This window comes from Nocardioides panacisoli, assembly GCF_039537325.1.
Classification (GTDB): Bacteria; Actinomycetota; Actinomycetes; order Propionibacteriales; family Nocardioidaceae; genus Nocardioides; species Nocardioides panacisoli.
In genome coordinates, this window is sequence record NZ_BAABAH010000003.1 from 209,170 (window position 1) to 221,388 (window position 12,219).

8 protein-coding genes are annotated in these 12,219 nt (G+C 72.3%); 6 read left to right on the top strand and 2 right to left on the bottom strand.

Features of this window, described 5'->3' with window-relative positions:
* Window positions 1-139: 139 nt before the first annotated feature.
* The 3 genes from ABD709_RS06375 to ABD709_RS06385 are packed head-to-tail and all read left to right on the top strand — an operon-like array spanning window position 140 to window position 3,603.
* Window positions 140-1,675: a YfcC family protein gene (locus ABD709_RS06375; protein ID WP_344773457.1), complete on the top strand. Its 1,536-nt coding sequence runs from the start codon at window positions 140-142 to the stop codon at window positions 1,673-1,675.
* The gene (locus ABD709_RS06380; RefSeq protein ID WP_344773459.1) at window positions 1,675-2,559 is read left to right on the top strand and encodes a universal stress protein; all 885 of its coding nucleotides are present in this window, start codon (window positions 1,675-1,677) and stop codon (window positions 2,557-2,559) included. The genes ABD709_RS06375 and ABD709_RS06380 overlap by 1 nt, the downstream gene beginning before the upstream one ends.
* A 36-nt stretch (window positions 2,560-2,595) precedes the next feature.
* Window positions 2,596-3,603, top strand: coding sequence for a zinc-dependent alcohol dehydrogenase family protein (locus ABD709_RS06385; RefSeq protein WP_344773867.1), 1,008 nt, complete (start codon window positions 2,596-2,598; stop codon window positions 3,601-3,603).
* Between the two features lie 13 nt (window positions 3,604-3,616).
* On the opposite strand, the gene ABD709_RS06390 is transcribed toward ABD709_RS06385, so the two are convergent.
* On the bottom strand, window positions 3,617-6,292 hold the full coding sequence (locus ABD709_RS06390) for a bifunctional acetate--CoA ligase family protein/GNAT family N-acetyltransferase (protein WP_344773461.1): 2,676 nt from the start codon (window positions 6,290-6,292) through the stop codon (window positions 3,617-3,619).
* 143 nt (window positions 6,293-6,435) lie between these two features.
* On the opposite strand from ABD709_RS06390, the gene ABD709_RS06395 reads away from it, so the two are divergent.
* Together ABD709_RS06395 and ABD709_RS06400 are read left to right on the top strand one after the other, a co-directional pair.
* On the top strand, window positions 6,436-7,044 hold the full coding sequence (locus tag ABD709_RS06395; protein ID WP_344773463.1) for a VOC family protein: 609 nt from the start codon (window positions 6,436-6,438) through the stop codon (window positions 7,042-7,044).
* A 165-nt stretch (window positions 7,045-7,209) separates the two neighbouring features.
* The gene (locus ABD709_RS06400; protein ID WP_344773465.1) at window positions 7,210-10,362 is read left to right on the top strand and encodes a hypothetical protein; all 3,153 of its coding nucleotides are present in this window, start codon (window positions 7,210-7,212) and stop codon (window positions 10,360-10,362) included.
* A gap of 7 nt (window positions 10,363-10,369) precedes the next feature.
* Here ABD709_RS06400 and cax read toward each other — a convergent pair whose 3' ends face one another.
* Window positions 10,370-11,464 carry a calcium/proton exchanger gene (gene cax / locus ABD709_RS06405; RefSeq protein WP_344773467.1) on the bottom strand — a complete coding sequence of 365 codons (1,095 nt, stop codon included), beginning with the start codon at window positions 11,462-11,464 and terminating at the stop codon, window positions 10,370-10,372.
* A 162-nt stretch (window positions 11,465-11,626) separates the two neighbouring features.
* Here cax and ABD709_RS06410 point away from each other — a divergent pair, with 162 nt between their 5' ends.
* Entirely contained in the window at window positions 11,627-12,181 is a 555-nt protein-coding gene (locus ABD709_RS06410) for a flavodoxin family protein (RefSeq protein ID WP_344773469.1), read from the top strand.
* Window positions 12,182-12,219 lie beyond the last annotated feature (38 nt).

The following is a 12,219-nucleotide window of genomic DNA, read 5'->3' on the forward strand; positions in this document are numbered from 1 at the left end:
GAGGCTCCAGGATCACGGCTCCGGACACCTACGGCGGAGGGCCCAACGTCCCTCCGGCTCAGGAGCATCGGCCCGTCCGCGCCGGCCCGACACGCTGAAGGCTGAGAAGTGGCCCACTGCCAGCCGAGAGGACACTCCGATGGCCACCATCCACCGGGCGCCGCGCCCGACCACCGAGCCGGACCAGAAGGCCGGCCCCAAGCGCTTCCACTTCCCGAGCGCGTTCACGGTGCTGTTCGCCGTCACCCTCGGCGTGTGGCTGCTGGCCTTCGTGATCCCGACGGGCGCCTACGATACCGACGCCTCCACGGGCCGCCCGATCCCCGGCAGCTACGCGAGCACCCCCAACCCGCTGTCGTTCGGCGACCGGTTGATGGAGCTCTTCATGGCGCCGATCAACGGGCTGTACGGCGTGATGAACGCCGACGGCAAGATCGGGCCCTACGAGTCCGGGGAGCTGTACGGCGCCGCAGGCGTGTTCCTGTTCGTGCTCGCCATCGGCATCTTCATCACGATGGCGATGCGCACCGGCGCGATCAACGAGGGCGTCGCCCGGGTCGCGCAGCGGATGAGCGGCCGCGGCACGGTGCTGATCGCCGTGCTCATGGTGCTGTTCTCGATCGGCGGCACGACCGAGGGAATGGCCGAGGAGACGCTGGGCTTCTACGCCCTGCTCATCCCGCTGCTGCTGGCCCTGGGCTACGACCGGATGGTCGCGGCCGCGACGATCCTCGTCGGGGCCGGGATCGGCGTCCTCGCGTCCACCGTCAACCCCTTCGCGACCGGCGTCGCCTCCGGTGCAGCCGACATCTCGATCGGTGACGGCATCGGCTTCCGACTGCTGATGTACGTCGTGCTGGTCCCTGTCGCCGTGTGGTGGGTCACCCGCTACGCACGGAAGGTGAAGGCCGACCCGAGCCACTCGATGGTCGGCGACTCCGAGGGCGACGACGAGCTGCGCGCACACGGTCTGCGGGTCGTGCCGAAGCTGAGCTTCCGCCACAAGTCGGTGCTGACGCTCGTGGCCCTCACCTTCGCGTTCATGATCTTCGCGATCGTGCCCTGGGCCCAGGTCATCCACGGACCGGACGCAGCGAGCTACGGCTGGCAGCTCGACTGGTACTTCCCCGAGCTGGCCGCGCTGTTCCTGATGATGTCGCTGGTCGTGGGCATCGTCGGCGGCCTGGGCGAGCACCGTCTGACCGAGACGCTGGTGAAGGGCGCCGGGGACTTCGTCGGGGTCGGGCTGATCATCGTCCTCGCCCGCGGCGTGACCGTGATCATGAACAACTCCGAGATCACGGGGACCGTGCTGCACGCCATGGAGAACACGGTCAACGGCACCTCGTCCTGGGTGTTCGGCGGTCTGATGTTCCTGATCAACGTCCCGCTGGCCTTCCTCGTCCCGTCGACGTCCGGACACGCCGCTCTCGCCATCCCGATCCTCGCTCCGCTGGCCGACTTCGCCGGCGTGCAGCGGTCCGTCGTCGTGACGGCGTTCCAGACCGCGTCGGGCGTCGTCAACCTGATCACGCCGACCTCGGCGGTGGTCATGGGCGGCCTGGCACTGGCCAAGGTGCGCTACGACCAGTACCTCCGGTTCGTCCTCCCGCTCGTGGGCCTGCTCCTCGTGCTCGGCACCGGGTTCGTCGCACTCGCGGCGGCGGTGTCGTGATGTCCCCCGAGGTCATCGTGGTCGGGACCGACGGATCGGCCGACGCCGACCGGGCCGTCGAGTGGGCGGCCGAGCAAGCAGCCGCCGAGCACCGTCCGCTGGTCGTGCTCAGCGCGACCAGCCAGTCGCCCACCCCGGCGGCGGTCGGGCCGACGGCTGCCTATGCGATCCCGCCCGAAGACCTGCTCGCGAGGGCGAGGAGCACTGCCGAGCGCGGCGCGCTGCTCGCCGGGCGGCACGTCCCGGGCGTGACGGTGGAGACCCGTGCGGTCGTCGGCAGCGCCATCACCGAGCTCACCCGGCTGACATCCGTGGTGCACCTGGTGGTGCTCGGCTCGCGCGGCCGTGGTCCTGCTCGGAGCAAGGTCCTCGGCTCGGTGAGCGCGTCGGTGGCCAGGCACGCCGCGTGCCCGGTCGTCATCTGCCGGCCCCCCAGGCCGGACCACGTGACCCACGGGATCCTGGTCGGCGCGGACGGCACCGAGGAGTCGCTCCCCGTCATCGAGTTCGCGTTCCGCCAGGCCTCGTTGCGCGGGCAACGGCTGACGGTGCTCCGCTCCGTGGAGCGGGCCGTCGCCACTGTCCGCGTGGCGGGCGGCGGCGGAGACCCCGATCTCGAGGCACAGCGGCTGCTGGTCGGCGAGTCGGTCGCCGGGTTCGGCGAGCGCTTCCCGGACGTCCGGGTCCGCCCGTTCCTGGTCTCGGACCCACCCGACGAGGCCCTCGCGACCCTGGCCGAGGAGCACGAGCTGGTCGTCGTCGGACGGCACCCGGCCGAGTCCCTCGGCAGGATGGTCCGCTCCACCACGGCCACCGCCGTCCTGGAGCACGCCCATACGAACGTCGCCGTGGTGCCCGAGGACCGATCACCCGACGGCGCGTGACGTGACCGGGCGCAGGCCCCTAGCCTCGGGATCGTGATGCGAGCGTGGGTCACCACCGGCGTCCCTGGAGCCGTACCTCGGCTCGAGCTGGTCGAGCGCGCCGATCCGCAGCCGGCCCCCGACGAGCTGCTCGTGCGGGTGCTCGCCTGCGGCGTGTGCCGCACGGACCTGCACGTCGCCGACGGCGATCTGGCACCTCGTCGCCCGACGGTGGTGCCGGGCCACGAGGTGGTCGGCGAGGTGGTCGACCTCGCCTCGGGCACGGGCCGGTTCCGGCTCGGGGACCTGGTCGGCGCCGCCTGGCTCCGTCGGACCTGTGGCAGCTGTCGGTGGTGCGGCTCGGGTCGCGAGAACCTGTGCCGGTCGTCGACGTACACCGGCTGGGACGCCGACGGCGGCTACGCCGAGCAGATCACCGTCCCCGAGGCGTACGCCTATGCGCTGCCCGCCGACGCCGACCCCGTGACGACCGCTCCGCTGCTGTGCGCCGGGATCATCGGCTACCGCGCCCTGGTGCGCGCGAACGTGCCGCCCGGCGGCCGCCTGGGCCTCTACGGCTTCGGCGCCAGCGCCCACCTGACGGCGCAGGTGGCGATCGGGCTCGGGTACGACGTGCACGTGCTCACCCGCGGCGAGGGCGCGCGGCGCCTCGCCCTCGAGCTGGGCGCCAGCTCGGCGCGCGGCGCGGCCGACAGCCCGCCGGTGCCGCTGGACTCCGCGATCCTCTTCGCCCCCGCGGGCGAGCTGGTCCCGGTCGCGCTCGCGGCGCTCGACCAGGGCGGCACCCTGGCCGTCGCCGGGATCCACCTCACCGACGTGCCGCCGCTCGACTACCAGCAACACCTCTTCCGCGAGCGCACGCTGACCAGCGTCACCTCCAACACGCGCGAGGACGGACGGGCGCTGATCTCGGCCGCGGCCCGGCTCGGCGTGCGACCACACGTGACGCCCTACCCGTTCGATGCCGCCGCCCGCGCCCTGGACGACCTGACCGGTGGCCGGGTGGTCGGTGCCGCGGTGCTCGACGTCGCCGCCCGGCGGTGACGTCGGCGTCCGGTCACTGCCGGGGGCGACGCAGCTGGCTCGGAAGGTCCGTCGCGGCGTCGGAGGCCGACGCCAGCCGCAGCTTCGCGTCGACGACGGCGCAGCCGTCGGGTCGCACCATCACCGGGTTCAGGTCGATCTCGGCCACTTCAGGTACGTCGACCGCGAGCCGGCCCAGCCGCTCGGCCAGCCGGGCGACGTCCCGCGTGGCGGCGGGGGCCGCTCCGCGGAAGCCGTCCAGCAGCGGCCAGACCCGCAGCGACCGGAGCACGCGCAGCGCGTCGTCCTCGTGGAACGGAGGCACCAGGAAGGCACGGTCGTCGAGCGCGTCGACGGCGACCCCTCCTGCCGCCAGCATCACCAGCGGTCCGAAGCCCGGGTCACGGACGACGCCGAGGGCGAGCTCGACCCCGGAACGCATGGGCTGGACCAGGACCGAGCAGGGCCGGCCGTGCATCCGTTCGAAGGACGCCACCGCCGCCTCGACCTCGGAGCGGCGGCGCAGCCCGGTCCGGACCAGGCCCTGGTCGGTCTTGTGCACGACGTCGGGCTCGGCGAGCTTGACCGCGACGGGGAAGCCCAGCTCCTGCGCGACCGTGCCGGCCTCCTCGACCCCGCTGGCGAACCGCCCGTCGAGGTCGATCTCGTAGCGCCCGAGCAGCTCGCGCGCCTCGGCCGGCCGGATCCACCCTTGCGTCGTCGACACCTGGAGCAGCCCCCGTGCCGTCATCCGGGCCGCGCGGGCCGCTGCCGGGTCGGTGGGCTCGGGGTCGTGGGCGTCGACTCGGCGCCAGGCGGCGTACCTCGTCACCCGACCGAGGGCGCTGAGCGCGGCCGCGGCGCTCCGGAAGACGGTGATGTCCTCGGGCGCGGGCTCGGTCTCGCCCAGCGGCACCGCGACGACCAGCCGATCGGGGTGCGACCGACGCACCTCGGCGAGTGCCGCGAGCGTCGCGTCGAGGTCGTTGGTGCCGATGGCGACGACGACCGCGATCACGGCGTCGACCTCGCCCGAGGCGAGGGTCGTGTCCGCGATGGCCGCGACCTGGGCCGCCTCCGCCCCGGCGCCGGCGTCGACCGGGTTGGCCGTTCCGTTGGTCTGGTTCACCAGGCCGGAGAGCCGGGCGCGGAGAGCGGGTGAGAACTCGACGACGTCCAGCTGCTCGTCGGCCGCGATGTCGGCGGCCAGGACGCCCAGACCGCCGGCGTTGCTGATCACGCCCAGCCGGCTGCCTGCCGGAAGCGGCTCCCGGGTCAGCAGCAGGGTCGTGTCGGCCAGCTCCTCGGCGTCGTGGCAGGCGATGACGCCCGCCTGCGCGAACAGGGCGCGCACTCCGGCGGCCGGCGACGCGGCTGCCGCGGTGTGCGAGCTACCGGCGCGCTTGCCGCCTGCCGAGCGGCCGCCGACCACGGCGACCAGGGGCTTGCGCTCGCTGAAGGCGCGTGCGAACCGCGCGAACTTGCGCGCGTTGCCGAACGACTCGAGGTAGAGCGCACCGCAGGTGACGCCGTCGTCGGCGTACCACGCGGCCAACAGGTCGTTGCCGGAGACGTCGGCCTTGTTCCCGAGTGAGACGAAGTACCGCAGGCCGACGCCCGCTGCCGCGATGAGGTCCATGAGCGCGATGCCCACGCCGCCCGACTGACTGGCGACCGCGAGGCCACCCGCCGCGGGGACGCGACCGCCGAAGGTCGCGTGCAGGCTCACCTCAGGGGTGTTGCTGATCAACCCGAGCCCGTTCGGCCCGACCAGGCGGATCCCGTGCCGCCGCGCGAAGACGACCAGGTCACGCTGCAGGACAGCGCCCCGCTCGCCCATCTCGCCGAAGCCCGAGGAGATGACCACGGCCGCCCGGACGCCGGCCCGCTGGGCGTCCTCGAGAGCCGCGGCGACCGCTGCGGCGGGCACGGCGATGACGGCCAGGTCGAGAGGACCGGGCGCGTCGGCCGCGGACGCGGACGCCGGTACGCCGAGCACGCTGGAGCTCTTGGGGTGCACGACGGCGAAGCTGCCCTCGTAGTGGCCCGCTCGGATCGCCGAGACCACGGCCGCGCCGATGCCCGTGCCGTCGCGCCGGGCGCCGTACACGACGACGCCGCGCGGCGCGAACATCGGCGCCAGCGAGCGTTGCTCGGCGGCGAACTCGCGGTGGTCCGCAACCGCCTGGAGGGCCGGGGTGACGACCGTGCGCATCCGCAGCACCTCCTCGCCACCGTCGTTGCGCGCGTGCAGCTCGAAGCCGGCGTCGGTGAACACCCGCAGCATCCGGTGGTTGGACCGGAGCACCCGCGCCTCGAACTCGGTGACGCCCCGGTCACGTGCGTCCGCCGCGAGGTGCTCGAGCAGCAGCGTGCCCAGGCCCCGCCCCCGGTGCTCGTCGGCGACCAGGAAGGCCACCTCGCAGACGTCGGGGCCGACCGGCTCGGCGGTCGCGACCGCAGCCACGCTGCCGTCGACCTCGGCGAGGAGCGCGATGGTGTCCGGCGTGGTGAGGACCTTGTCGACGTACCGGTGCGCGGCCACGCGCGACACCGAGAAGAAGCGGAGCCAGAGCGAGTCGTCGGAGACCCGGTCGTGCAGGGCGTGGAGGGCGGCAGCGTCGTCCTCGCGGACGGCGCGAACGACGGCGACGGCCCCGTCGCTCATCAGCACGTCCGCGGCGCGGGTGGGGTCGCTCAAAGTGATCACCGCTCGATCCTCCGCAACCGGAGCGCGCCAGCGAAGGGCACAACGTCCCGCGGAGGCAGGGACTCGGGTCGGATGTCACATCCACCGGACCGCCGACGTCGACCAGGCAAGCGACCCATCGACCCACCACCCAAGGAGCAGCAATGATCTCTTCCATCGTCCTCGAGGCAGCCGACGCCGCAGCGGCCGAGGTGTTCTACAAGTCCGCGTTCGGGCTCGGCGACCGGCTCGCCGTGCGCCAGGGAGAAAGCCCGAGCTCCGGGTTCCGCGGGTTCACGCTCTCGCTCGTGGTCGCCCAGCCGGCCGACGTCGACCTGCACGTCGGCGACGCGGTCGACGCGGGCGCGACCGTGCTGAAGCCGGCCGCGAAGAGCATGTGGGGCTACGGCGGCGTCGTCCAGGCGCCCGACGGCGCGATCTGGAAGATCGCCACCTCGTCGAAGAAGAACACCGCCGAGCCCACCCGCGAGGTCACGGACGTCGTGCTGCTCATCGGGGTCAGCAGCGTGGGTGCCACCAAGCGCTTCTACACCGAGCACGGCTTCGAGGTCGCGAGGTCCTTCGGCCCGATGTACGCCGAGCTCGACCCCGAGGGCGGCGCCGTGAAGCTCGCCCTCTACGGCCGCAAGGCGCTCGCCAAGGACGCCGGCGTCCCCGTCGCCGGTGACGGCAGCCACCGCCTGACGATCCGCACCGACAAGGACGGCTTCACCGACCCCGACGGCTTCGTCTGGGAGTCCGCCCCGGCCTGACCTGCTGCGACCGGAGATCTTGCAGATCGACAGGAGTGTCTGCCAGTTCTGCACGGGCGGGTCCGGGGGTCCTAGCATCCCGGTCGAGGACACCCGGCGCTCGGGACTCGGGACCCTCGGCCATGGAATCGAGGCCGTTGCTCCGCGGCCGCCAGGAGACCTCCCATGCTCCGGAACCGTCCCGTGCGTTCCCTGATGGCTGCCCTCGCGGCCGCGACCGCCCTCGCCGGACTGTCGTCGGTCCCGGTCCACGCCGCACCGGCTCATGCGGTGCCCGCGCGGGCCTCCGCGGTGCCGGCGGCCGTCCCAGCCGCCGTCCCGAACCCCGCCGACGGCCTGGACGGCGCGTTCGGGGGGCACCCGGCGACGTTGCTGCGCAACACGCTGTGCCCCGTGTCCAAGGTGGCGGGCGGTGCGCTCGGTCCCCTCCCCGTCGTGGGACCGGTCGCGAGCCAGCTGCCGAAGATCCTGTGCGCGATCAACGCGGTCGGGTTCGTCTACCGGACGACGTACCTCCCGCCGAGCGGTCCGCCGATCGTCCGATACACCAAGGCGCTCCCGGAGGTGCCGACCCCGATCGACGTCGACGGCAAGGGCCTGCCGGACTTCACCGGCCTGCTCGGGGTGACGCTCGTGCCGCCCGGCCTCTCGCTGCAGGTCGCGCGCAACCCGTGGTTCCCCGCCGGGAGCAAGGTCAGCATCGAGGCGGTCGCGATCAACCCGGTCGCCCCGGACAGCTACATCGGGTTCGGACCGGACGCGACCGACACGGGCTTCGGCGGCGCCTGGCACGCGTCGCTGGGCGTCGTGGCACTCGCGTCGGACGGAGCCGATCTCGCGCTCCACATCAGCGAGTACAACCCGCAGCCCTCGATGGGCCTGATCGCCGAGATGTTCAGCGGTCCGGACCCCGACGCGCCGGACACCGCCTACCAGGGCAACCTCGGGTTCACGCCCGTTCCCGGTGACTTCGACACCCGGCTCTCCATCGCCCAGTCGCGCCAGCAGGTGACCGTCACCGGCGGACCGACGAAGCTCTCGGGGAAGCTCACCGTGCTGACGCCGGGCCGGGTCCGGAAGGTCGACGTCGTGGCGGACCAGATCCCTTCCCAGGTCACGGTCGTGCACACCAGCGCGCCCGCCGCCGACACGACGACGTACGACGCCAACGGGACGATCGCCCGGCTGACCGGCGCCTACCACGACACCGTCAACGGTGACATCAAGACGGCTGCCGCCCTCGACGCCTGGGGCGTCCCTGGCCACGTCAGCTTCGTCCAGGCTGCCCAGACCACGACGGTCGCGACCGCGCCCGACGCCAAGATCGACCGGGTCCAGGCGCGGTTCGCCCAGGGCTCCGACGTCGACCCGCTGGTGACCGACCCGTCGCCCTTCGCGCAGCTCCACCGCACGACCGCGACGGCGTTCACGGCGGGCCTCCAGGTCTCCGACCTCAGGTCTGTGTCCATCAACCAGTCGGCGCCCTACGGCGGCGAGCTCGTCTTCGCACACGCGCCCGGGCTGTTCCCCTTCCACGCCGTCGACGACACCACGTCGACCCACCTCGACGGCTCCCTCTCGAACCTGCCCGCGGACACCACCGTCTCGATCGACCTCGACAACGGGGCGGTCACCTTCGACGGGCACGGCACCGGGATCGACCAGATCAAGCTCAAGGCGACCCGACCGGTCCCGTTCTTCCAGCGGGCGACGCGACTCGAGGCGACGCTCGACGGCCTACCGGCCGCGGAGACCGTGAACATCGAGCAGTCCGACGGCGCCGTGTCGGCGACCGCGAGCCAGCCGCTCGGGACGCTGACCCTCCTCGCCAGCGACGGCAGCGACGCGCCCGCCATCAGCGGATCCGCCGTGTCCTACGACGACACACCCGGCCTCTACCGGGCGTTCCTGCGGATCACGGGCCTGCAGGGCGTGAGCTTCCAGGCCGATCCCGTGGTCGCGAGCCTGCAGACGGCCCAGCCGCAGTTCCTCACCGTGCGGGGCAGCAAGGACGGCGTGACCTTCGACGGGACCGTCGACCAGCTGCCCGCGAACCTCACCTTCTCGCTCAAGCCCGGCCCGAACGGTGAGGACGTCGTCGACTTCGACAGCCACGGCCAGCCGATCGAGGAGATCAACGCCTCTGGGACCGGGCTGCCGGCACCGGACGGCATGCCGAACTTCGAGGCGCGGATCAAGCACCTGCCGAGCCACCTGACGCTCACGCTGCCGAAGAACCACGGCGACGTCACCTTCGACGCGCACGGCGACCACATCGGCCGCGTCTACGCCCAGGCGTTCGGCGGGACCAAGCGGACGGTCGATCCCGACCGCCAGCTGCTGGCCTACTCCGAGGGCCAGTACGTCGCCGCCAACCTCCTGCAGATCGGCAACGCGTCGATCAGCCAGTCGGCGAAGCCGCTGCGGCTGAGCTATGACATCGGCTCGGCGCCGCTGGACTACGCCGTCATCGTGCCGGGCACCGACCTGCACGGGACGCTGTCCAACCCGCAGCCCGCGACCATCGCGATCCGCCCGTGGGACAAGGACGCCGACGGCGAGGGCGGCATCACGGCGACGTACAACGTCGACCCGGCCAACCACACCGGCGACGGGTCGATCGACTCGATCTCGCTCACCGGGGTCGTGGGTGGCGCCTACGTCGACGCATCCGTGGCGCACGTGCCGGCGAACCTCGACATCTGCCTGCAGACCGACACCGGCACCCTGTGCCGGCCGACCTGGACGCCGACCCGGGCGACCGACCGCGACGTCCGCGACCCGGACTTCGCGATGCACTTCTTCCCCACCGGCCTCGACGGGCTCGTGCCGTCGACGCCGCTGGTGGTGAACGGGATCGCGTGCACGGACACCACGGACGCGGCCGCGTGCCACGACCTCGGGTCGAACCGGAAGCGGATCGTGATCGACGACCTGCGCTTCAAGACCGTCGAGGCGGCGTTCAGCTCCCACGACGAGGGTTGCACGGTGGCGTGCGGCGCGGTCTGGGCCGGGGCGAGCACCCGTGGACCCGGGTCACCCGCCGAGGGCGACCACATCACCGGCCGCGTCCGGTACTTCGACGGGGACGGCGACATCTTCCCTGACCCGAAGATCGACCTGCAGCTGAACGACCCCGACGACTTCCTGGCGCTCGACCGCCTGTTCTTCTTCCTGCACTACGACGTCGTCTCGTTGTCGCCGCTGGAGTGGGCCTCCACCGGGAGCCTGACCTGCGGTGCCCACCCGCACCTGACGATCGGCATCAACAACCTGCCCGATCCCGACGTGCTGGACGGCACCTTCGGGGTGTGCTGAGGTCGCGTCAGCCCCACCAGAACGACGACGCGATCACGACGTACACGCCGATCAGCGAAGCGCCCTCGATCCAGTTCGACTCTCCGTCGACCGTGATCACCACGGCGAGCAGGACGGCGAGGAAGACTGCGACGACGAGGGTGGGTGCGAAGACCAGCGTCAACGCGGTGAAGCCCAGCAGGGAGGACAGGATCACCAGCGCCGGCGCGAGCACCAGCGCGATCTGCAGCGGCGAGTTGATGATCAGCTGGAAGGCGTAGTCGGACTGGTTGCGGGCTGCGAGCTGGACACCGACGACGTTCTCGATCGCGTTCCCGGCGATCGCGACGATGACGAGACCGGCGAACGTCTCGCTGACCCCCCACGAGTCCATCGCCGGCTGGAGCGCGGCGACGAACCAATCGGACACGAACGCGGCAAGGACGCCGGCGAGCGCGAGCATCCCGATCGCCAGGCCGACCGGCCAGCGCGGTGCCTCGTGCTGGACCTCACCGGCCATGCCGGTGCTGTTGCCCTTGCGCAGCGATGCCGGGAGGGTCAGCGCGAAGAGCGCCAGCAGCACGGCCGCCGCGATCATCGACAGCGCCTTCTCGTGGCCGGCGGCGGGCGTGTGCAGCTGGTCGGTGAGCGACGGGAAGACCATCGCGACGACGGCGACCAGCATCAGCACCGAGATCGTCCGGGCGCGCGTCGAGTCGATCGCCTGCGAGCCGTGCTTGAGCCCGCCGACGACGAACGCGATGCCCATGACCAGCAGCAGGTTGGCCAGGATCGACCCGATCAGAGCTGCCTGGACCACGCCGACCAAGCCGTCCTTGAGCGCGAAGAGGCAGATGAACAGCTCGGGGAGGTTGCCGAGCGCGCTCTGCAGCACGCCCGTCGCGCCCGGCCCGAACCGGTCGCCGAGCTGCTCGACCGAACGCCCCACCAGGCTCGCCAGCAGCGTCACGGCGACCGCCGCGAGCACGAAGGCCACCGCGCCCGACCACTCGAGGTAGTGCGCGAGGCCGGCGAGGACGACCGCCACTCCTCCGGCGCCGAGCACGACGAAGTCGGAACGGACGAACGTGGGCTGGGCAACGGGGGCATGCGCCGAGGTCACGGGACAGGACCCTAGCCGGGATCGGGCCTGGCCCGCCTCCGCACGGCTCCGGAGCGTCGCCCTGGGGACGCAGGCCCTGCGGGCGGAGGACGTTCGTCTCTGCTGCGGCACCGGCGCGGACGCGAGGCTGAAGTCAGAACCCGTCCTGAAGGAGGCGCCGTCATGACCGAGTCCTCGACACCTGTGCACGCCCATGTGCTCTACGAGTCGATGTTCGGCAACACCGAGGCGATCGCGAAGGCCGTCGCCGACGGACTCATCGAAGCCGGCTGCGAGACGATCGTCAGCGACGTCTCGTCGGAGGTCGTCGGGCAACCCACCGATGCAGATGTGCTGGTGATCGGAGCCCCGACGCACGCACTCTCGCTGAGCCGGCCCTCCAGCCGGAAGCAGGCAGTCACCCAGGGCGCGCCCGCGGAGCGCGAGGCGACCGGTGTCCGCGAGTGGCTCACGCAGGTGCACGCCGCGCGCGGGACCACGCTCCCCCAGGTCGCTGCCTTCGACACCCGCGTGGACAAGGCGCGGCGGCTGCCCGGAGCCCGTCGTACGGCCGTGCGTCTCGCGCGTCGCGCCGGCTTCCGGATGCTGGCCGCCCCCGAGGCGTTCCTGGTCTCCGACAACGAGGGTCCTCTCGTCGACGGCGAGCTGGACCGGGCGCGGCGCTGGGGTCGTGAGCTCGGAGAGCGTGTTCGCGCGCACCTGCCCGCTGTGTCCTAGGCCGAGAACCCGCCGATCCCGCCAGAGAGCTGTAAGCA

Excerpts from the sequence above, each read along its gene's own strand:
- ABD709_RS06375 (WP_344773457.1), top strand. The coding sequence starts at position 140 with ATGGCCACCATCCACCGGGCGCCGCGCCCGACCACCGAGCCGGACCAG.
- ABD709_RS06380 (WP_344773459.1), top strand. The coding sequence starts at position 1,675 with ATGTCCCCCGAGGTCATCGTGGTCGGGACCGACGGATCGGCCGACGCC.
- ABD709_RS06385 (WP_344773867.1), top strand. The coding sequence starts at position 2,596 with ATGCGAGCGTGGGTCACCACCGGCGTCCCTGGAGCCGTACCTCGGCTC.
- ABD709_RS06395 (WP_344773463.1), top strand. The coding sequence starts at position 6,436 with ATGATCTCTTCCATCGTCCTCGAGGCAGCCGACGCCGCAGCGGCCGAG.
- ABD709_RS06400 (WP_344773465.1), top strand. The coding sequence starts at position 7,210 with ATGCTCCGGAACCGTCCCGTGCGTTCCCTGATGGCTGCCCTCGCGGCC.
- ABD709_RS06410 (WP_344773469.1), top strand. The coding sequence starts at position 11,627 with ATGACCGAGTCCTCGACACCTGTGCACGCCCATGTGCTCTACGAGTCG.